This is a genomic window from Nitrobacter hamburgensis X14 (assembly GCF_000013885.1).
Classification (GTDB): domain Bacteria; phylum Pseudomonadota; class Alphaproteobacteria; order Rhizobiales; family Xanthobacteraceae; genus Nitrobacter; species Nitrobacter hamburgensis.
Genome location: NC_007959.1, coordinates 134,927 through 154,811, shown reverse-complemented (window position 1 = coordinate 154,811; position 19,885 = coordinate 134,927). Strand labels below are relative to the sequence as shown.

At 61.5% G+C, this 19,885-nt stretch carries 19 protein-coding genes; 14 read left to right on the top strand and 5 right to left on the bottom strand.

From position 1 onward, the window contains the following. Positions 1 to 135: 135 nt before the first annotated feature. From NHAM_RS21480 to NHAM_RS21460, 5 genes are read right to left on the bottom strand one after another with little or no spacing between them, the layout of a single operon-like run. Positions 136 to 1,782, bottom strand: a complete 1,647-nt coding sequence (locus NHAM_RS21480; RefSeq protein ID WP_011504922.1) for a GMC family oxidoreductase — start codon at positions 1,780 to 1,782, stop codon at positions 136 to 138. Next, a complete protein-coding gene (locus NHAM_RS21475) occupies positions 1,772 to 2,428 on the bottom strand; it encodes a gluconate 2-dehydrogenase subunit 3 family protein (protein WP_011504923.1) in 657 nt (218 codons plus the stop codon). The genes NHAM_RS21480 and NHAM_RS21475 overlap by 11 nt, the downstream gene beginning before the upstream one ends. Then, positions 2,421 to 3,425 carry a hypothetical protein gene (locus NHAM_RS21470; RefSeq protein WP_011504924.1) on the bottom strand — a complete coding sequence of 335 codons (1,005 nt, stop codon included), beginning with the start codon at positions 3,423 to 3,425 and terminating at the stop codon, positions 2,421 to 2,423. Before NHAM_RS21470 ends, NHAM_RS21475 begins: the two co-directional genes overlap by 8 nt. 9 nt (positions 3,426 to 3,434) lie before the next feature. After that, entirely contained in the window at positions 3,435 to 4,529 is a 1,095-nt protein-coding gene (locus NHAM_RS21465; RefSeq protein WP_011504925.1) for an enolase C-terminal domain-like protein, read from the bottom strand. A gap of 1 nt (position 4,530) precedes the next feature. Next, positions 4,531 to 6,315 (bottom strand): thiamine pyrophosphate-requiring protein, encoded by a 1,785-nt coding sequence (locus NHAM_RS21460; RefSeq protein ID WP_041359438.1) that lies wholly within the window; start codon positions 6,313 to 6,315, stop codon positions 4,531 to 4,533. 387 nt (positions 6,316 to 6,702) lie between these two features. Here NHAM_RS21460 and NHAM_RS21455 point away from each other — a divergent pair, with 387 nt between their 5' ends. The 14 genes from NHAM_RS21455 to NHAM_RS21390 all read left to right on the top strand — a co-directional run bounded on the left by NHAM_RS21455 (position 6,703) and on the right by NHAM_RS21390 (position 19,884). Next, entirely contained in the window at positions 6,703 to 7,080 is a 378-nt protein-coding gene (locus NHAM_RS21455; protein WP_011504927.1) for a sensory rhodopsin transducer, read from the top strand. Positions 7,081 to 7,172: 92 nt separating this feature from the next. Continuing rightward, positions 7,173 to 7,829 (top strand): cytochrome c3 family protein, encoded by a 657-nt coding sequence (locus tag NHAM_RS21450; protein WP_011504928.1) that lies wholly within the window; start codon positions 7,173 to 7,175, stop codon positions 7,827 to 7,829. Further along, on the top strand, positions 7,826 to 10,669 hold the full coding sequence (locus tag NHAM_RS21445) for a 4Fe-4S dicluster domain-containing protein (RefSeq protein ID WP_011504929.1): 2,844 nt from the start codon (positions 7,826 to 7,828) through the stop codon (positions 10,667 to 10,669). Before NHAM_RS21450 ends, NHAM_RS21445 begins: the two co-directional genes overlap by 4 nt. Continuing rightward, complete coding sequence (nrfD, locus tag NHAM_RS21440) at positions 10,666 to 12,036, top strand: NrfD/PsrC family molybdoenzyme membrane anchor subunit (RefSeq protein ID WP_011504930.1); 1,371 nt, start codon at positions 10,666 to 10,668, stop codon at positions 12,034 to 12,036. Before NHAM_RS21445 ends, nrfD begins: the two co-directional genes overlap by 4 nt. Beyond that, positions 12,033 to 12,557, top strand: a complete 525-nt coding sequence (locus tag NHAM_RS21435; RefSeq protein ID WP_011504931.1) for a DUF3341 domain-containing protein — start codon at positions 12,033 to 12,035, stop codon at positions 12,555 to 12,557. Before nrfD ends, NHAM_RS21435 begins: the two co-directional genes overlap by 4 nt. Beyond that, positions 12,554 to 13,075, top strand: coding sequence for a c-type cytochrome (locus tag NHAM_RS21430; protein WP_011504932.1), 522 nt, complete (start codon positions 12,554 to 12,556; stop codon positions 13,073 to 13,075). The genes NHAM_RS21435 and NHAM_RS21430 overlap by 4 nt, the downstream gene beginning before the upstream one ends. Continuing rightward, entirely contained in the window at positions 13,072 to 14,118 is a 1,047-nt protein-coding gene (locus NHAM_RS21425) for a hypothetical protein (protein WP_011504933.1), read from the top strand. The genes NHAM_RS21430 and NHAM_RS21425 overlap by 4 nt, the downstream gene beginning before the upstream one ends. Continuing rightward, a complete protein-coding gene (locus NHAM_RS21420; RefSeq protein WP_011504934.1) occupies positions 14,108 to 14,500 on the top strand; it encodes a hypothetical protein in 393 nt (130 codons plus the stop codon). Before NHAM_RS21425 ends, NHAM_RS21420 begins: the two co-directional genes overlap by 11 nt. Next, positions 14,497 to 15,285 (top strand): SCO family protein, encoded by a 789-nt coding sequence (locus NHAM_RS21415; RefSeq protein ID WP_011504935.1) that lies wholly within the window; start codon positions 14,497 to 14,499, stop codon positions 15,283 to 15,285. Before NHAM_RS21420 ends, NHAM_RS21415 begins: the two co-directional genes overlap by 4 nt. Then, complete coding sequence (gene coxB / locus NHAM_RS21410; RefSeq protein WP_011504936.1) at positions 15,285 to 16,229, top strand: cytochrome c oxidase subunit II; 945 nt, start codon at positions 15,285 to 15,287, stop codon at positions 16,227 to 16,229. The genes NHAM_RS21415 and coxB overlap by 1 nt, the downstream gene beginning before the upstream one ends. Beyond that, positions 16,226 to 17,899, top strand: a complete 1,674-nt coding sequence (locus NHAM_RS21405; protein WP_011504937.1) for a cytochrome c oxidase subunit I — start codon at positions 16,226 to 16,228, stop codon at positions 17,897 to 17,899. The genes coxB and NHAM_RS21405 overlap by 4 nt, the downstream gene beginning before the upstream one ends. After that, on the top strand, positions 17,896 to 18,531 hold the full coding sequence (locus NHAM_RS21400; RefSeq protein WP_011504938.1) for a cytochrome c oxidase subunit 3 family protein: 636 nt from the start codon (positions 17,896 to 17,898) through the stop codon (positions 18,529 to 18,531). Before NHAM_RS21405 ends, NHAM_RS21400 begins: the two co-directional genes overlap by 4 nt. Then, complete coding sequence (locus tag NHAM_RS21395) at positions 18,528 to 18,869, top strand: cytochrome C oxidase subunit IV family protein (RefSeq protein ID WP_011504939.1); 342 nt, start codon at positions 18,528 to 18,530, stop codon at positions 18,867 to 18,869. Before NHAM_RS21400 ends, NHAM_RS21395 begins: the two co-directional genes overlap by 4 nt. Positions 18,870 to 18,888: 19 nt before the next feature. Then, on the top strand, positions 18,889 to 19,884 hold the full coding sequence (locus NHAM_RS21390) for an SDR family oxidoreductase (protein ID WP_011504940.1): 996 nt from the start codon (positions 18,889 to 18,891) through the stop codon (positions 19,882 to 19,884). The last annotated feature ends 1 nt before the right edge of the window (position 19,885 follow it).

The window sequence follows — 19,885 nt, the reverse complement described above, 5'->3', positions numbered from 1 at the left end:
CTTTCTCGCTGCCTCTGCCATCTGGTTCGCCAACTCCACCTCCCTGACGCACGCGTCCGAGATCCGCGGGCATATGCCATGGTCGAAACTCGCTCGCGGCCTTGATCACCACCTTGATCCATCTTCGTCGTGCAGCTAAAGTTCGCCTCGGCCGGCCATGGTCTTGATCCGGTCGGCCGTCCGACAGGCGATCGCCTGGATTGTCAGGGAGGGATTGACGCCGCCGACGGTGGGAAAGACCGACCCGTCGCAGATCCAGAGGTTGCGAACGTCCCAGCTTCGACAATCGGCATTGACGACGCTGGTGAACGGATCATCTCCCATCCTCGCCGCGCCGTTCAAATGACAGGTGTCGTCATTCTGACGCCAGAGGTCGGTTGCGTCGACGGCCTCGAGCGCCTGGGTCATGAACGCGAGGGAGTGATCGATCAGGCGCCGGTCGTTGTCGCACCACGCGTAGGTGATGCGCGGGATCCGCAGTCCGTATTGATCGGTCTCGTCGGCAAGCGTGACGCGATTGGTCTCCTGCGGCAACATTTCGCCGACGATCTTGAGACCGACGACGTGATTGTACTTCTCCATTTCTTCGATCAGCCGCGCTCCCCAAAGGCCGCGGGCGCTCATGAGGGTGTTGGCCCACAACTGCGGCAGCGGGCCCTGGCTCATGTAGCAATAGCCGCCGAAGAAGTCCTTGCCCTTATCCTCGTAGTTCCAGTGTTCGGTGATGGCGAGGGACGGCGGCCCCTTGTAGGAGCGCACTTCCCTCTCCATCGTGCCCCAGACGGCCTGGTTCGACTGCACCATCAGATTCTTGCCGACCAGACCGGAGCCGTTGGCGAGTCCGTCGGGGAAACGACCGGTCGCGGAATTCAGCAGCAGTCGCGGCGTTTCGATCGCATAGCCTGCGACGACGACATTGCGCGCGCGCTGAAAACGCCACTGGCCGTCGCGATAGTAGTGCACGCCGGTCGCTACGGCTGAATTGTCCGTTTCGATCCTGCCGACCATTGCGAGATCGCGGATTTCGGCGCCGGCTGCGATGGCGCGCGGAATCCAGGTCACCAGCGCGCTTTGCTTGGCGTTGGTCGCGCAACCCGACGTGCAAAATCCGCGATACACGCACGGATGCGCCAATCCGCGTGGTGCCGAAAGCGTGGCGATAGGCGTTTCCGTCCATTTGATTCCCAATGCTTCGCAACCGTCGGCGAGCGCGCGTGCGGCGGCATTGAGCTCGTGGGCCCGGTAGGGATATCGTGGCCGGCGCGGCCCCCAGGGATAGCTGACCGGGCCGGCGATCTTCAATGCGTCCTCGACCTCGCTGTAATAGTGCCACATCTCGCGCCAATCGAGTGGCCAGTCAGCGCCATAGCCGAGCAGGCTGCGCGATTTGAACCATGCCGGACGGAACCGGAGCGAGACCATCGCGAAGTGCACGGTGGATCCGCCGACGGCTTTGCCGCTGTTGTTGCCGCCCATCTGGAGCGGATTGGCTCCGTCGACGATGCGGTCATCGGTCCAATACAATTTGGTCTGCTCCGACTCGTCCGATGCGAAATCCTCGAGTGGCCGGAAATACGGTCCCGCATCCATGGCAACGACGGAGAAGCCGTGCTCGGCAAGGCGGCAAGCGAGCGTGCCGCCGCCGGCGCCGGTGCCGACGATGACAAAGTCGACGGGCTCGTCTTGCCGGTGCTGTCGCATCGGAATCCATCCGCCGGGACGGAACACATCGGGGGCGCGGCCATGGGCGGCGCGCGGAGCGGCGAAGGGATCATCTGACACGATTGTTCTTCCGGCGCGCGGATTCGATGTCCCCGTCCCTGACTTCGGCGGCTTCCCAGGGGTCGCGCTCGTCATAGCCCATCCGCACATAGCCGCGCGGGCTCGCCGGACCGCCCCAGCCGATTTCGCTCCACGCCGTCGGATGGGCGTAGTAGGCGAGAACAATGTCTCTCGCCAAACGCATCCTGAAAAACACGTCCGAGGTCATTTCGGTCCATGCGGGGTTTCGCAGTTCCCCCTTCTGCATGCGCTGAAGCAGAACGTCCTGGTCGGCCTCCAGCAAGATGTGAAAGGGAGCGTCAAATGCGGCCCGCGTCTCGGCATCGAGAGCCTTGAGGCCGAGCCGCCAGGCATCGCCGTCCCGCGGCGTGCCCGGCGGCCGGTAACCGTCGGACTGGGCCAGGTGCAACTTTCGATCGACGAGCGCAGCGACGGGAATTGCCGATCGCGTTGGCGGCTGGGGCACGATCCGGTTTGCGGCGGCAACGACGGTCAAAAACTCGTCGGCGGCGAAGAACTGCGGCTCCGATCCGGTGGACAAACGCCGGGCAATCACTTCTCGAGTCTTGTCGTTCCACGACGGGCCTTGCCGTTTCGACAACACGTCGTAGCCCGGGAAGCGGGTGCCAGGTCTGGAGTCAGGCATCGGGATGATCTCTCATCAATGCCAATGCGGCCAGACCTGCGAGGGCCAGACCTGCGAAACTTGGAGGTGCGGGTAGGGGGGGACCGTTCAGCACGTTCTGGCTCCAGTTGCGCCACCCGCCCATGTTCCGGGACACGCCATAGGCGTGAAAGCCGACCCCCGCGATGCCCATCGTCACGAGCAGCCGCATCCACCAGCGTGCGAACGGATGGCGGCGGCCGGGACCCGCGGCAGCGGCGCGCGCCAGTAGCGCTGCGCCGATCGGCGGCAGCGTCACTGGCAACAGCATGAACGGGTTATGAAAGGCGCCGCGGAAATGAAGCAGGCCAGCTTCGCCGGCCGTTCCCAGCAGTCCGCCGCTTGTGAGCGCCGCCATCGCCCGGCCGGCGGGAAGACCAAAAATTGAAGGCGTCGTGCCGCGAGGCGTTTCACGCACCCGCTCGGAGCAGAATCCGATCAGGCCCGACAGGAGAATGGCCATCGGGGCGCCGAGTGGCGCGCCATAGAACAGGTTCTGCCAGCTAAACCCGCCGGATTTCTTCGCAACATTGTAGAAGTGGAAGCCGGTACCGATCAGGCCGGTAGCCGCGGTCAGCAGATAGGTCGTGTCGCGTATGACGTGGGCGCTTTCGCGCCGGTCGGCGGTGCCATGGATGCTGATGCCGAGCGTCAGCGCCGAGACGATCAGCGGGGTGAACATCGCCTTGTTCCGGAACGAACCGCGGTAATGCTCGATGCCGCTGTCAGCCAGCACCGAGAGCGCAAGCATACCGGCCGCGCGATTGAGCCGCTTCGCCGCGGTCACCGTGGCGGGTGGATCGAGCTTCGGGCGCAGAGCGCGGACCTCGGAAATGGCTGCGGCGTGGCGTTTAATGGCGCGGGCACGATTTTTCTGCCTTCGGGAGAGAGAACGTCTGTCAAGCATGACGGAGCCCGCCGCCAGCGTCGCCAGGCCAAGCGCGATTTGCGCCGCCGTTGCTTCATTCGTTCGTCTCATTGCCTCTCCCTATGCCGCATAGCGCGCTGCATCCCTCTCCTTGAATACGAGTCCGTGTCCGGGCCGCGACAGATCGGGTTCGATCAGGCCCTTCCTGGGCACCGGTGCGTTATCGAACAGCATGTGTTCGATACGGACATGATCGTGAAACCATTCGAGGTGGCGCAACCGCGGCGCCGCGCACGCGACATGCAGATGCAGCGCGGGAGCGCAATGACCGGACAAGTCGATGTGAAAGGCTTCACATACGGCAGCGATCTGAAGGAAAGCCGTCACGCCTCCGCATCGCGTCATGTCGGCTTGCTGCACATTCACAGCATGGGCTTCGAGCATTCGGCGGACATAGCCAACGGTGTAGGCATATTCGCCTGCCGCTATCTCGATTCCCGCCGGAATCCGCGCACGGATCGCGGCGAGGCCTTGGAGGTCATCGGACGACACCGGCTCTTCGAACCAGCCGACGTTTTGTTCCGCGAAGGAATTGGCGAGGCTCAGCGCCTGCCGGACAGTATAGGCGCCATTGGCATCCACGAACAATTGAGCGTCGCCGATCGCGCGCTTCGCCAGCTTGACACGCCGCGGGTCATCTTCCGGATGAGAGCCGATCTTCATCTTGACGAAGGCGCAACCGTCATCGGACACCCAGCCCGAAAGCTGGTTTGCGAGTGCGTCATCCGAATAGCTGGTGAAGCCGCCGCTGCCGTAAATCGGAACGCTGTTTCGATAACTGCCTAACAACTTTGCCAATGGCAGGTCCAGCAGCCGCGCCTTCAGGTCGTGCAATGCGGCGTCGACGGCGGAGATGGCGGTGGCAGCCAGGCCCTCGCGACCGAGATTACGAACGCAATGCTGCATCGAAAGCCATGCGCTTTGCGGATCGAGAGCGTCGAGGCCCTCGATCGCCTTTGCCAGTTCGCCCTGAATCAATCCTATGATCGACGCGCCCGAATAAGTGTAGCCGAGTCCCGTCATTCCCCCGCCCGAAACCTCGACCAGAACGAGCGTGGTGGCGTCCCACGCAATCGTACCGTCCGCTTCTGGCTTGTCGGTTGGGATCCTGAATGCGCGGGTCCGAACCCGTTCGACCGGGGCTTGTATTTTCATTTCAACGCTTGCCGGGAATGATACTGGTCAGAAGTTCTTTGGCGCTATTCTTCAACACGCTTCCGAGTTCCGGCTCATCCCGCATCATCATCATGAAGTTTTTCGCGTCCTTCAGCGTGATGTGCGGCGGCAGCGGCGGAACATTGGGATCTGTATAGGCTTCGAGGATCACGGGTCGGTCTGCCGACAGGGCTTCATCCCAGGCGGCGCCTACTTTGTCGGGGTTATCGACGAAGATGCCCTTGAGCCCGATCAGTTCCGCGTAGCGATGGTAGGGAAAGTCCGGAATGCTCTGGGTCGATTCGGTTTTGCCGGCGCCGAGCTGGATGCGTTCTTCCCAGGTGACCTGGTTGAGGTCGCGGTTGTTGAGCACGAGCACGATCAGCCGCGGATTGGACCACTTCTTCCAGTACTTGGAGATCGTGATCATGACGTTGAGGCCGTTCATCTGCATCGCGCCATCGCCCATGCAGGCGATCACGGTGCGGTCCGGGAATGCCATTTTACCCGCCACGGCATAAGGAGTGCCCGCGCCCAGCGAGGCGAGCCCGCCGGAGAGCGAGGCTTTCATGCCGCGCCGGATCTTGAGATCGCGCGCATACCAGTTGGCGACCGATCCGGAATCGGCCGTGATGATGGCGTTGTCCGGCAACCGAGGCGACAGCTCATAGAACACGCGTTGAGGATTGAGCGGCTCCGCGGAATCCATCGCGCGATCCTTGAGCGTCTGCCACCAGGACTTGAGATTGCTCTCAATTTCTTTAGTCCACGCCTTGTCGGTTTTTTGCTTCAGCATCGGCAGCAGTGCACGCAAGGTAGTCGCACTGTCGCCGACCATGTTGACGTCCATGGGATAGCGCAGGCTAAGCCGGCTACCGTCGATGTCGACCTGCACACCGCGCGCCGCACCCGGCTCGGGGAGGAACTCGCTGTAAGGAAAGGACGAGCCGACCATGAAGAAGGTGTCGCATCCCTTCATCAAGTCCCAGCTCGGTTTGGTCCCGAGCAGACCGATTGAACCGGTAACGAACGGAAGATCGTCCGGCAGGGCCGCCTTGCCCAACAACGCTTTCGCGACACCTGCCTTGAGGCGTTCCGCGACGGCAATCACCTCGTCGGTCGCATCGAGCGCTCCGGCACCGACCAGCATCGCAACCTTTTTGCCGCGGTTCAGCACATCGGCTGCGGCACGGAGCAGCGCTTCATCCGGCAGCTTTGCGGGCCCCGCATAGCCGATGCCGGTATGTGTCGCGCCATGTGCTACCGGAGGGTCTTCGTAAGGGAGCTGCTGCAGGTCGTTTGGCAAAATCACGCAAGTCACTGTCCGTCTGGTGTGCGCAATCCGGACCGCGCGGTCGATCAGATGGCGAACCTGCTCGGGGACGCTCGCCATTCCGACAAATTCACTTGCGACGTCCTTGAACAGGTTCTGCAGGTCAACTTCCTGCTGATAGCTCGCGCCAAGTGCTGTGCGAGCCTGCTGGCCGACCAGTGCGATCACCGGCATGTGATCGAGTTTGGCGTCATAGAGTCCGTTGAGCAGATGGATCGCTCCCGGTCCGGAGGTCGCATAGCAAAGACCGACTTGACCGGTGAATTTGGCATGAGCGGATGCCATGAAGGCGGCCATTTCCTCGTGGCGCACCTGGACATATTCCATGACATCCTTGGCCTTCTCCAGCGCCACATCCAGGCTGCCGACTCCATCGCCCGGGTAGCCGTAGACACGTTTCAATCCCCACTCTGAAAGCCGATGCCAAATGAAATCGCTGACGTTTTGAGCCATGGGTGTGTCCACTCTGAGAGGGATGCGTGCTGCGGCCGCCACATCGGCAACGCCGAAGGGCATGAAACGTTGCAGTCACTGCGGGCAGCTGACGTGCGAATTCCGTAAGTTCTGGCGCCACCAAAATTTCGTTAGGCCAAAGTCGAAGATGCTCCCTAGCGCGTGATTTAAAGCGGGATAGCGAACTCGCACCGGAACTTTCGCTTGGCGGCCCGGTTATGATTTGCATCAATCTGCCGGCCATCCGATCATGGGTCATCAACTGCCAAGCAACGATCACGGCCAAGGGACGTTCGCGGTCGCCCTGGAGACCGGTGACGAGACGACGGCTTGCCTGCAAGAGTTTGTTCGCTCCAAATCTGGTCTCGTCCGGATAGGGCCAAAGCAATGAGCGGGGTAGCGGTGGGCCGTAGAGTCTGGGCAATTGCAGAGGGCTATATTCCCGGCCAGAGCGTCAGCGGTGATCGCGCGCTTGTCTCGCACGAGACAGCGTGCATTCTCAATGCGTCCGATGAAGATGCTGAAATCGCGATCACGCTGTTTTTCACGGATCGGGAGCCATGCGGCCCATACCGGACGAAAGTTGGCGCGCGCCGCACGCTGCATCTGCGATTCAACGATCTGGCGGATCCGGAACCGGTGCCACGTGACACGAGCTACGCGTCGGTGATCGAATCGACGGTGCCGATAGTTGTACAGCACACCAGACTTGACTCCAGAAATCCGAATATCGCGCTGCTCTCGACAGTGGCGTTTGCTGCGTGACCGAAGTCCGAAGGATCGCTGAAACCGGTCCTCGATCGACCGTGATCGAACTCAGATCAGTCAGGCAAGTCCCCGCGGCGAGGGCATTGTAAGTGGCGCAGGTTTTTCGTCCGGCAGCGAACACGATCGCATTGCTGGTCATGGCATCGCTTGGCGCGGTCCCCGTTCTGGCCGCAGGCCTTGGTTATTCGCTGATGACATCGTCCTATATCACGAGCCAGTCGGTTACCCGGGAGCAGCCGGTGCCATTCAGTCACGCCCACCATGTCGGCGGCTTGGGGCTCGATTGCCGATATTGCCACACCTCGGTGACGACCGCGCGTTTTGCGGGAATTCCTCCCACCGAAACCTGCATGACATGTCATTCGCAGCTCTGGACCAATGCGGCGATGCTGGCGCCGGTCCGCGAAAGCCTGGCCGCCAACAAGCCGATTCGCTGGCAGCGGGTCCATGTCCTCCCTGACTACGTCTATTTCGACCACAGCATTCACATCGCGAAGGGCGTCGGTTGCTCTACCTGTCACGGCGCAGTCGATCGGATGCCTCTGATGCGGCAGGCGGCGCCGTTGACCATGGGCTGGTGCCTCGACTGCCATCGCCATCCCGAAACCGCGATTCGTCCACGCGACAAGGTCTTCGACATGAAGTGGACGCCGCCAAGAAACCAGATCGCGGAAGGGCGTCGGCTCATGAGCGAATATCATATCGATACGGCTCACCTCACGGATTGTTCAAAGTGTCACCGATGAAGCCAGACTTGTCCGGGGTGAAGTCGGACGACGTCTTGCGATTTTCGCGGCGCGATGCGCTTCGGATATTCGCCGCGCACATGGCGCTCGCCGTTGCCGGATGCAGCAAGCCGGTCGAAGAAATCGTCCCCTATGTAAACATGCCGGAGGGCCTCGTGCCCAGCGAACCGTTGCGGTTCGCCACCGCCGTGCCAATGGGCGGTTATGGCCTGGGGATCATGGGGATTTCGGTGGATGGCCGCCCGATCAAGGTCGAGGGCAATCCGCGTCATTTCGCCAGCCTCGGGGCGACCGACGTTTTCGCCGAAGCGGCGGTCTTGTCGTTGTACGATCCGGACCGGTCCCGCACCCCGACCCAGAAGGGGAGTATCGCATCGTGGGATGCATTCCGTGCCGCGCTGCTGCCGCAGCTTGGAAAGCACGACAGGAATAGAGGCAACGGCCTGCGCCTGCTGACCGGGCGCGTCACCTCGCCCACATTGTTGCGCCAGATCGACGGCCTGCTCGCGCGCTATCCACAGGCGATGTGGCACGTCCATGAGCCGATCGACGACAGCCTGGAGCGCCAAGGCACTGTTCTGGCGTTCGGCCGGGCGCTGCATGTATTGCCGCGTCTCTACAAAGCCGAAGTGATGCTCTGTCTGGATGCCGATCCGCTGGGGTCGGGTCCGAGCCAGATCGCCAACGCGCGGCACTGGATCGAGGCTAGAAATCCCAAAACTCCTTCCGGTTTTGCGAGGTCCTACGTCGTCGAAAGCGGGCCGACGCTGACCGGCACCAAGGCCGACCATCGTCTGGCGTTGCATCCCGCTGGCATTTCCGACATTGCAATCGCGGTCGCCAACACCCTCGGCGCGGGAATGGCTCAGCCGAAACTCTCGCCGGCCGCAGAGCGCTTTGCCAAGGCGGCGGCGGGCGACCTTATCGCGCACAAGGGCCACGCGCTGGTTCTGGCGGGACGCACGCAGAGGGCAGACATTCATGCCCTCGCTCATTGGATCAATGCCCGACTCGATGCTCCACTTGATTTCATCGCGCCGTTCGACCGCTCATCGGCTCATGAACCGTCCGCATTTGCGGCGCTCGCCGACGATCTTCAGGCTGGACGGGTCGAAACGCTTGTAATCGTTGATACGAACATCGGTTACGACGCGCCCGCGGATATGTCGATCGCTACCGCGCTGGATAAGGTTTCCTTCAGCGCTCATCTCGGTTTATACGCCGATGAGACAGCCGGATTGTGTCACTGGCACCTTCCGCAGTCCCATCCGTTTGAAAGCTGGTCCGACCTGCGCGCGATCGACGGCACGGCTGCGATCGTGCAGCCGCTGATCCGCCCGCTCTACGCGACCCGTTCCGCGCACGATTTCCTGACGATGCTGACTGGGCAGGATGCTGTCTCGTCTTACGATCTTGTTCGTGAAACGTGGCGATCGAGCGGAGCGGCTTCGTTCGAAGACTGGTGGCGGCAAACTTTGCATGACGGCGTCGTGCCGGCATCCGCGGCTCAGCCCGTGACCGCCGGAACGCCGAAGCGCCCGGAGATCACCTCGACCGAAGCGCAGGGTGAATTGACGCTCGTTCTGTCTCCCGATTCCAGCGCATGGGACGGCCGGTTTGCCAACAACCCCTGGCTCCAGGAGTGTCCCAAGCCCGTCAGCAAGGAAGTTTGGGGCAATGCATTGTGGATCAGCACCGCGGACGCTGAGAGGCGCAACCTGAAGACCGGTGACGTGGTTCGTTTGTCCGTCAAGGACCGTGCGGTCGAGACGCCAGTTCTCGTGACCGGCGGATGCCCGCCCGGCGTCGTCAACCTCACACTCGGCTATGGCCGCCGGAATGCCGGCGCCATCGGTAGTTCGATCGGCGCCAATGCCTATCGCCTTCGCACATCCGATGCACTGTGGACCATCGAAGGCGTTACCATCGCAGCCACTGCCGAGCGACGAGAGATCCTGACTACCCAAAACCACGTCCGGCTGGAGGGGGATGCGCGCGATCTTTATCCCATCCGGTCGTTGAAGGATATCGCAGAAGCAACCGGGCCAGATGCAACGGATCGTCCGCTGCCGACGCTTTATCCTCCGGTGGCCTCGGACACCTATGCCTGGGGCATGGTGATCGACACCGCGGCCTGCATCGGCTGCAACGCCTGCGTCGTCGCCTGCCAGGCCGAAAACAATGTGCCGGTCGTCGGTCCCGAGGAGATTGCACGCGGCCGCGACATGCATTGGTTGCGCATCGATATCTACGATCACGGCACATCCGACATGCCAGAGACGGGATTTCAGCCAGTGCCGTGCATGCAATGCGAAAACGCGCCGTGCGAGCCGGTTTGTCCCGTCGCCGCCTCCGTCCATGACAGCGAGGGCCTGAATGCACAGGTCTATAATCGCTGTGTCGGCACGCGCTTCTGTGAGGCCAACTGTCCCTACAAGGTCCGTCGCTTCAATTTCTTCGGCTACGCGGATGGTCAGGAGTACGCCAACCTCGGCGCCGAGACGATCAAGGCACAGCGCAACCCGGATGTCTCGACCCGGCAGCGCGGCGTGATGGAAAAATGCACCTACTGCGTTCAGCGCATCAGCCGCGCCCGCCGTGAGGCGAAGAAGGAGGATCGCACGATTGCCGACGGCGAAGTCGTTACCGCCTGTCAGAGCGCGTGCCCGACGCAGGCCATTACCTTTGGCGACCTCAACGATCGGAGCAGTGCAGTAAAGGGTCTCAAGAACGATCCGCGGAATTATGCGCTGCTCGGTCACCTCGATACGCGTCCGCGCACCACCTATCTGGCGGACCTCCGCAACCCGAACGGCGCGCTCAAAGGGGAGCGTTCATGAGCGTCATTGCGTCCGCTCCCGCCAATCCGGCTCATCCCTGGATAGCCGCAGACCACGCCAGTTACGGTGAGGTGACTGCTCTGATCGCCGATTCCGTCCTGCTCCGGCCAGCCGGGTGGCGCTGGTGGATCGCGTTGGGTGTGAGCGGATTGTTCGTCCTTGCGACCATGGTGGCCATCTACGTGCTTTTTACGGAAGGCATCGGCGTCTGGGGGGTCAATTCCACCGTCGTGTGGGGATATGCCATTGCCAGCTACGTCTGGTGGATCGCGATCGGGAGCGGCGGCACCCTGATTTCGGCGATGCTGCTGATCACCCGTCAGCGCTGGCGCGCATCGGTCAATCGCTTCGCCGAGACAATGACGATTTTCGCGGTATCGATCTCGGGCCTGTTTCCGATCCTGCATCTGGGCAGACCGCAATATTTCTACTGGCTGGCGCCATATCCAAACACCATGCTTTTGTGGCCGCAGTGGCGCAGCGCGTTAGTGTGGGATTTCTGGGCGATCGTGAGCTATCTCCTGTTCTCCCTCCTGTTCCTTTACATCGGGCTGCTGCCCGACCTCGCTACCATGCGTGACCGTGCAACCACCGTCTATGGCCAGGTGTTCTACGGGGCCTTCGCGCTCGGGTGGCGAGGCTCTGCGCACCACTGGCGCTGCTATGAGACGTTCCAGATCACGCTCGCCGCGCTGGCCGTCCCGCTTGTCGTATCGGTGCACTCGATCGTTGGTCTCGATTTTGCTGCCAGCCTGATGCCGGGCTGGCAGGAGACGATCTTTCCTCCTTACTTCGTCGTCGGCGCGTTGTTTTCCGGCTTTGCCTCGGTCGCCATTCTCACGGCGCTGGTGCGGTGGGGTTTGCGGCTCGAGGCTGTCATCACGGTCCACCATTTCAACGCCATGGCAAAGATTCTGCTGCTGGCGTCGGTCGTGATGACCTGCTCTTACGCAACAGAGTGGTTCATGGCCTGGTACGCCGGCGCCGCCGCGGACCGCTCGCTTCTCGTGTTCCTGTTCACGGGAAGTTATGCGCCGCTTTACTGGATGCAATTGTCGTTCAATTGCCTGCTGCCTCAGGCACTCTGGTTCCCGCGGGTCCGGCGCAGCATTCTCTGCGTGGTGTTGATTGCGATCGGGATCAATATCGGCATGTGGCTCGAGAGAATCCTTATCATCTGGAATACGCTCTCGCATGGCTATGCGGTTTCGCTGTGGCGGCTGTTCTATCCGACGCTGTGGGACTGGATCCTCCTGGTTGGTCCCGTCGGGCTGTTCGTCTTCTTCTTCCTCTGCTTTGTCCGCCTGGTGCCGGCGGTACCGATGAACGAACTGCGCAAACTGTGCCGCGAGGAGCATGTGGCATGACAAAGCCGCTCATCGCCGAATTCAGCGATGCTGACAGCTTGATCAGCGCGGCCGTCCGCCTCAAGCGGGAGGGCCATCAGCTTCTGGATGCGTTTACGCCGTTCCGCTTGCCCGAACTGGACAGCATCCTCATCGTGAAGCCATCCAGGATTCGGCTTTCGATGTTGGTTGGCGGTCTGGCGATGGCCGCTTTCTTCTATTTTCTGCAATGGTACAGCTCGGTGATCGACTACCCGCTCAACACGGGCGGACGGCCGCTCAATAGCTGGCCGGTTTTCCTCCTCGTGCCGTTCGAAGTCGGAATGCTTGCCGCTGCATTGAGCGGCTTCGCCGCATTCCTGTGGACCTGTCGGCTGCCGCGCCTCTATCACCCGATTTTCGACACAACAGATTTTGCGCGCGCGACTCAGGACCGTTTTTTTCTGCTTGCTGCGCAGACCGGCAAGGAAGAACGAAGCGCCTCGCTCCGCAAGCTGTTGAAGCATTCGGGCGCCGTGGCCGTGCGGGAGCAGGGGTCATGACGAGACTGCTTCTGCTTGCAATCGTGCTTGCCGTCGCTGGCTGCGACGACCAGTCGATGCGGCAGCAGAACCGGTATGACACCTATGCTCCTTCAAAAATCTGGCCAAACGGCAGCGAAGCCCAGCCGTTGCCTGCGGGGGTCGTCGCGCAGGGCGATCTTGCCCGCGCGCGGGATGTAAAAGAGCCTCCACCCGTGACCGATTCCCTGATGCGGACGGGCCGCAAAGACTTCGAGATTTTCTGCTCGCCATGTCATGGTCTGGCTGGTGACGGCGACGGCATGGTCGTTCAACGCGGCTTTCCGGCGCCGCCGTCGTACCACAGCGACCGATTGCGGGAAGCGCCAGCCCGGTACTTCTTCGACGTCATCACCAATGGGTATGGCGTGATGTATTCCTACGCGTCGCGCGTTCCTCCGCACGACCGCTGGGCCATCGTCGCGTATATCCGTGCCCTGCAAGAGTCCAGGCATGTGCGCGTCGCCGACATGCCGCAGGCACGGGAGAAACTGCCATGAGCGCGCGCGTGGCACGTCCTTTCTGGCGGTGGCCGATGCTGATCGCAGCAGCCGGCGCGCTCGTAGCCCTCGCGGTCGGTCTCGTGGCGAGCCCGAAATCCGTGATGCAGGGCTGGCTGATCGCGTTTGTGTTCGTCAGTGGCATCACGATTGGCAGTCTCGTCCTGCTGCTGATCCACAGGCTGACGGGAGGGCGTTGGGGAGCAGCGCTTGCGCCGGTGTTGATGCCGGCCGCTGCCATGTTGCCGCTGCTCGCGCTCGCCTTTCTGCCGCTGGCGTTCGGTCTGTCCGCGCTCTACCGCTGGGCCTCGGACACCTCGATGCTCCGGCCTGCGGTGGCGCACGTCTATCTGAACCAGCCTGCCTTCCTGCTACGGTCGGCGGTCGCTCTCCTCGGTTGGTCGGTGCTCGCCGTTGCCGTGGTCAGGAAGCGCTGCACGGCACTGATGGCAGGACTCGGCCTCGTCTTTCATGCGGTCGTCATCAGCCTTGTCGCAGTGGACTGGGTCCTGTCGATCGACAGCAGATTTTCCTCGTCAGCATTCGCCGCCGCCATTGCGATTCAGCAGCTTCTTTCCGCCCTCGCGCTTGCCGCGATCGCGGGACCGGAGGCGCGACAACCCGGAGCAATCGCGGATCTTGCCGGATTGATCCTGGCGACCCTGCTCGGCACCGTCTATCTCGCCCTCATGTCGTTCATCGTCATCTGGTACGGCAATCTGCCGGACAAGGCTGCGTGGTATCTGCTGCGAGGGCGCGATGGGTGGCAATGGCTTATTGCCAGCGCCGTGGTGATCGGTGCGTTGGTGCCGCTTTGCCTGCTGCTGAAGCAGAGTTTCCGGCAAAGCCGTATCGCGCTTCGCCTGATCGGCAGCCTGATCCTGCTCGGCATTTTTCTGCATGTGGCCTGGCTGATCGCACCGGCTTTCGGGAGCGGTGCGATTGTCGCGGCCTCGAGCGCCGTCGTCGCACTCGTCGGCCTCGGCCTCGGCCTTTTCGATCGCGTCGTTGTCCGATTGAGCGGAGCCGCCCATGCCGAATGACCGGCCGGAATCACCTGCCGTCGCAACGCGCGCCGTGCTGTTCACGGCGATAGGATTTCTGGTCTTTGTGGGGATATCCCTCGTCGTGCTGCGCATCTTTTACGGCGAACGGACCGGCCACGTGGTCTTTGTGCCGCCGACCCTGTTTGCCAAGCCGCGGCTTCAAACAAACGACGCCGCCGATCTTGCCAGGCTGCAGGCCGAACAACGCGGCCGGCTTGGCGGGTATGCGTGGGTTGACCGGGAGAAGGGCATCATCGCCATCCCGATCGAAGAAGCGATGAAACGTGTCGTGGCGCGGGGCGCCGATGCCTATGCGCCGATCGATTCGAACACTTCAGCCAAACAACCTGCCGGTGCAGGCGGAGGACAGTCGCCGTGAAGCCGCTATTCGCCGCCCTTTTCATCATGGCACCGTTGGTTCTTGCGACCGGTGCGCAGGCCGCGTTGACCCGCAACGAGCTTGACGGAGTGTTTCTTTCGCCGGCAGCCGATGCGGCCGCGCCGCTCGCGCTAAAATTTCGCGATATTGACGACAGGCGCTTGACCCTGCGCGAGGCGATCGGCGGACGGCCGAGTCTTCTGCTGTTTGTGGACTACAACTGCCGGACCATTTGCGGGCCCGCGCTGGCGATCGCGTCGGGGGCGTTGGCGCAGACCGGTCTCGATCCCGCGAAGTACCGGCTCGTCGTGATCGGTCTTGATCCGAAGGACAGCGCTAAAGACGCTCGCTTGATGGCCCGGCAGATCGGAGATTCCGCCGTCGAACGCGTCACAATCCTGCTTCGGGGCGATGCCGGTAACGTGCATCGGCTCACCGACGCCCTCGGCTATCGCTATCGATACGATGTCGCCGCGGATCAGTTCGCCCATCCCGCCGGCGCACTGGTCATGACAGCCGATGGCCGGGTTTCGAGAGCCCTGTCGAGCCTTGCGCTCAATCCAAGGGATCTGCGTCTCGCGCTCGTCGAGGCGGGGGCGGGACATATCGGAACATTCGCCGACCGCCTAACTTTACTCTGCTACGGATTTGATGCCGCGCATGGAGTATATGCACCCGCGATTGCGCGAATGTTGAAACTCTTCGCCGCGCTCACCGTCATCAGTGTCCTTGGTGCGATTGCGGTTCTCGAAAGACGCCGGCGCATGAGCAAGGACATTCGCTGATGTCATCCATTTTTATGCCAGACGCCGCTTCGCAGCAGGCCGTGCGGACCGATCAAATCTACTTTGTACTTCTGGCGTTCTCGGGATTGATCGTCTTGCTGGTGGCGGCGTTGATCCTGGTCTTTTCGATCCGCTATCGGCGCGGGTCGAAAGCCAAACGTGGCGCGTTGCCTAAGGTCATGAGCAGGGAATTCGAAATCGGATGGACGTCGGCGACGCTGTTCCTGGCGCTGTTCATTTTCTGGTGGGTCAGTTCAACCCATTTGTCGGCCCTTGCCGCACCGAAGAATGCGCTCGAAATCCATGTCGTCGCCAAGCAATGGATGTGGAAAACGCAGCATTCCAATGGCGCGCGTGAAATCAATGAACTTCATGTTCCGCTCGACACGCCGGTGCGACTCGTTATGACGTCCGAAGACGTCATACACTCGTTTTTCGTTCCGGCGTTCCGAATGAAAAAAGATGTCCTGCCGGGCCGGTACACCGAAACCTGGTTTCGAGCGACCAAACCCGGCGTTTTTCATCTGTTCTGCGCGGAATACTGCGGTAGCGAACATTCCCGCATGACCGGCCGGATCGTGGTGGTGCAGAAGGAGGCCTACGCCCGATGGCTCGCGGCCCAGCCGGAGGACGACGGCCTGGCAAAAACAGGCGCGACTGTCTTTCGCGCGCGGGGTTGCTCTGGTTGCCATTCTGAAGCCTCCAGGGTGCATGCCCCCGATCTGAACGGCCTTTACGGACGTAAGGTTCAGCTGGCGGACGGCCGTACCGTAACTGCCGACGAGGCTTATTTGCGCGATTCGATGCTGATGCCGCGGCGAGATGTTGTCGCTGGATTCGAACCGATCATGCCGAGCTACGCCGGAATTCTCACCGACGGCGAAATCATTTCGCTGACAGCCTATATTCGCTCGCTCTCGGGAAGAGAGGGAAACAGCCAATGACCGACGTTGCGATCAGCGGCGAACTTCCGCTTCCGCGCGAACCCAGCTACCTCGCTGCCGGCCACACCGTGGCATCGTGGCTTGCCACGACGGACCATAAGCGCATCGCGATCTTGTATGCGGCGACGATTACCTTTTTCTTCTTTCTCGGCGGCATTGCGATCTCACTGGTCAGGCTGGATCTGTTTACGCCGGCAGGTGATTTGCTTTCGGACGATACTTACAACAAGCTTTTCACTTTCCATGGCGTAATCATGGTTTGGTTCTTCATGGTGCCGTCGATTCCCGGCACTTTTGGCAATTTCCTGCTGCCATTGATGATCGGCGCGCGAGATGTCGCATTTCCGCGCCTCAATCTGTTCAGCTGGTATCTCATCGTGACCGGTGGCGCATGTACGCTGTACGCACTGATCGCCGGCGGCGTCGATACCGGATGGACCTTCTATACCCCGTTCTCGACCATGTTCTCCAACACGCACGTCATCGCAGCGGCGCTCGGCGTGTTTATCGCGGGATTCTCCTCAATCGCCACGGGCGTGAACTTCATCGCGACGACGCACATGCTACGCGCGCCCGGCATGACCTGGTTTCGCCTTCCGCTCTTCGTCTGGGCGATCTACGCAACAAGCCTCGTGATGGTGCTGGCGACGCCCGTACTCGCCGTTACGCTGCTTCTTGTGATCGCGGAGCGCTGGCTGCATCTGCCCATCTTCAATCCCGATTTTGGCGGCGATCCGCTGCTGTTCCAGCACCTGTTCTGGTTCTATAGCCATCCCGCGGTCTACATCATGGTCCTGCCGGCAATGGGGGTCATTTCGGAAGTCATCACATGCTTCGCCCGTCGCCGCGTCTTCGGCTACGACTTCATGGTTTACGCCATGGTCGGGATCGCAGTGATCGGCTTTTTCGTCTGGGGCCACCACATGTTCGTATCGGGCCAGTCGCCTTACGCGAGCCTTGTTTTCTCGTTTCTGTCCTTCATCGTCGCGGTGCCATCCGCCATCAAGGTGTTCAACTGGACGGCGACGCTTTATCGCGGCCAGATCAGCTTCGATGCTCCGATGCTTTATGCGCTGGGCTTTCTGGGGCTGTTCACGATCGGCGGTCTGACCGGACTATTCCTCGCGTCGATTCCGGTCGATGTTCACGTAACCGATACCACCTTCGTGGTCGCGCATTTCCATTACATCATGGTAGGTGGCACGGTCTCTGCTTTTTTTGCGGGACTGCACTACTGGTGGCCGAAGATCACCGGACGTTTGTATCCCGATGTTTGGGCGCGTTTCGCCGCCATCCTGATGTTCTTTGGCTTTAACTTCACGTTCTTTCCACAATTCATCGTTGGCTATCTGGGAATGCCGCGGCGTTACCATGTCTACCCGCCCGAGTTTCAGCTCTACAATGTCCTGTCCTCGGCGGGAGCTTTCGTGCTTGCCGCCGCCTACCTTTTGCCGCCTCTTTATCTGACCTGGTCCTTGATATGGGGCGCCCGAGCGGGCCGAAATCCCTGGAACGCCACAGGTCTCGAGTGGAAGACAAGCTCGCCTCCTTCACGGGAGAATTTCGCAGCAACGCCTCATGTCGAAGAAGGTCCTTATCGCTACCATCCGGAAGGCTTCGCCCCGGAACACGGCGAAGATAACTACCGCACTGAGGGAGATCGGGCGTGACAACGCCAACCAGCGTCCTTCGAGCGCCATGGCAGGAGCTCACGCGGCAGCGTGAAGGCGCGACCTTTGGCATCTGGGTATTTCTTGCGAGCGAACTGCTGTTCTTCGGCTCCATGTTGCTGCTCTACACGGCTTACCGTGTCGCCAATCCAGATGTTTTTACCATCGCCGGCCGGGAAACCGACCTCTGGTACGGCACAGTCAATACGGCCGTCCTGATGACAAGCAGCCTCACCATGGCGGTGGCCGCCCAGGCGGCTGAAGCCGATATGCGACGCCTTGCGATCTGGAGCCTCGGAGCTACCGTGGTCCTTGGCCTGATGTCCCTGGTATTCAAGGGCTTCGAGTACGCAGAGGACATCGGTAAGCACCTCGTACCCGGCGTCAATTTTGCAATGAAAGAACCCGCGGCGCAGCTCTTCTTTGCGCTCTACTGGATCATGACGGCGGTCCACGCGGTCCATCTCAGCATCGGCCTCGGCCTGGTCGGACGCCTTGCGATATTCGGCGCGTTGCGCAGGGTTGAGTTGCGCGAGAATCCGCAGGTCGAGGTAACCGCGTTGTACTGGCATCTCGTCGATGTGATCTGGATTATCCTCTATCCTTTGATTTATCTCATGGGACGATCATGAGTGCGCAAACATACGCGATTTGGCGAAAGAACGGCCTCGTCTGGCTGGCGCTCCTGGTCTTGCTGGGGCTCACGTTTGGGGCTGCCCGTCTTCCCCTTGGTGACTTCAACGTGGTGATCGCACTTGCGATCGCCGGGATCAAAGTCACGCTTGTCATCGTGATCTTCATGGGGCTTGGCAACTCGCCTTCGCTCATCAGGCTTGCCGCGGCCGCTGGCGTATTCTGGCTCACCATCTTGTTCGTCCTGACCCTCACCGATGTGATCGCCAGCCGTCAATTCGGGAACGCTCACCCGCAACCGACGCGCGGGGAACAATCGCTCTCTCGCAACCGTTGAGACAGACGGAGGTAGCCAGATGTCCAACCGAAGCACAGTGGTCGTTACCGGCGCATCCGCCGGCGTCGGCCGCGCCGTGGCAATCGCGTTCGCGCAAAAAGGCTGGAACGTGGCCTTGATCGCGCGCGGGAAAGAAGGCCTCGAGGGCGCGCGACGGGACGTGGAAGCGGCTGGAGGTCACGCTCTCGTGCTGCCACTGGATGTCGCGGATGCCGGCGCGGTGTTTGCTGCGGCAGATCAGGTGATGGCAGAGTGGGGGCGTATCGACGTCTGGGTCAATGACGCAATGGTTACGATCTTTGCGCCGGTCGAGGAGATCATACCGGACGAGTTTCGCCGGGTCACCGAAGTCACTTACCTCGGACAGGTCTATGGCACGATGGCCGCGCTCAAGCACATGCGGCCCCGCAACCGGGGCACGATCGTTCAGGTGGGCTCCGCGCTGAGCTATCGCGCCATCCCGTTACAGTCGGCCTATTGCGGGGCCAAGTTCGCCATTCGCGGCTTCACCGATGCGCTGCGCAGTGAACTCGATCACGAGCGAAGCCGCATTCGCCTGACCATGGTCCAACTGCCGGCCGTCAATACGCCGCAGTTCGATTGGGCTCGCTCGCGGATGCCGCGCAAATTGCAGCCGGTGCCCCCAATCTATCAGCCGGAAGCCATAGCAAAAGAGATCGTGCGCGCCGCGCTTGAGGCTCCCCGTGAACTCTGGATCGGCAGATCGGCGCTAAAGGCCATTTTTGGCGCAATGTTGCTGCCCTTGCTAGGTGACCGGATCCTTGCGAGCGAAGGTTACAGTGGGCAGATGACAGCGGAATTGGCCTCGCCGGATCGAAAAGACAATTTGTTTGAACCCGTTCCATGTGACCCTGGGGTCCACGGGCGTTTCGACCGCTCCGCCCGCCGCGATGTGATGGGCTTTGATCCGGTTCGCCTTCGGGTCGGGATTGCTTGTGCGTTGATTGCGGGCGTTGCGGGTTTGGTCGCTATCGCCAGCTCACGGCGTGCCTGAG

Coding starts and splice junctions, on each gene's coding strand:
- NHAM_RS21390 (WP_011504940.1), top strand. CDS start 18,889: ATGTCCAACCGAAGCACAGTGGTCGTTACCGGCGCATCCGCCGGCGTC.
- NHAM_RS21425 (WP_011504933.1), top strand. CDS start 13,072: ATGAGCGCGCGCGTGGCACGTCCTTTCTGGCGGTGGCCGATGCTGATC.
- NHAM_RS21470 (WP_011504924.1), bottom strand. CDS start 3,425: ATGAGACGAACGAATGAAGCAACGGCGGCGCAAATCGCGCTTGGCCTG.
- nrfD (WP_011504930.1), top strand. CDS start 10,666: ATGAGCGTCATTGCGTCCGCTCCCGCCAATCCGGCTCATCCCTGGATA.
- NHAM_RS21405 (WP_011504937.1), top strand. CDS start 16,226: ATGACCGACGTTGCGATCAGCGGCGAACTTCCGCTTCCGCGCGAACCC.
- NHAM_RS21430 (WP_011504932.1), top strand. CDS start 12,554: ATGACGAGACTGCTTCTGCTTGCAATCGTGCTTGCCGTCGCTGGCTGC.
- NHAM_RS21435 (WP_011504931.1), top strand. CDS start 12,033: ATGACAAAGCCGCTCATCGCCGAATTCAGCGATGCTGACAGCTTGATC.
- NHAM_RS21460 (WP_041359438.1), bottom strand. CDS start 6,315: ATGGCTCAAAACGTCAGCGATTTCATTTGGCATCGGCTTTCAGAGTGG.
- NHAM_RS21455 (WP_011504927.1), top strand. CDS start 6,703: ATGAGCGGGGTAGCGGTGGGCCGTAGAGTCTGGGCAATTGCAGAGGGC.
- NHAM_RS21465 (WP_011504925.1), bottom strand. CDS start 4,529: ATGAAAATACAAGCCCCGGTCGAACGGGTTCGGACCCGCGCATTCAGG.
- NHAM_RS21475 (WP_011504923.1), bottom strand. CDS start 2,428: ATGCCTGACTCCAGACCTGGCACCCGCTTCCCGGGCTACGACGTGTTG.
- NHAM_RS21420 (WP_011504934.1), top strand. CDS start 14,108: ATGCCGAATGACCGGCCGGAATCACCTGCCGTCGCAACGCGCGCCGTG.
- NHAM_RS21395 (WP_011504939.1), top strand. CDS start 18,528: ATGAGTGCGCAAACATACGCGATTTGGCGAAAGAACGGCCTCGTCTGG.
- NHAM_RS21445 (WP_011504929.1), top strand. CDS start 7,826: ATGAAGCCAGACTTGTCCGGGGTGAAGTCGGACGACGTCTTGCGATTT.
- coxB (WP_011504936.1), top strand. CDS start 15,285: ATGTCATCCATTTTTATGCCAGACGCCGCTTCGCAGCAGGCCGTGCGG.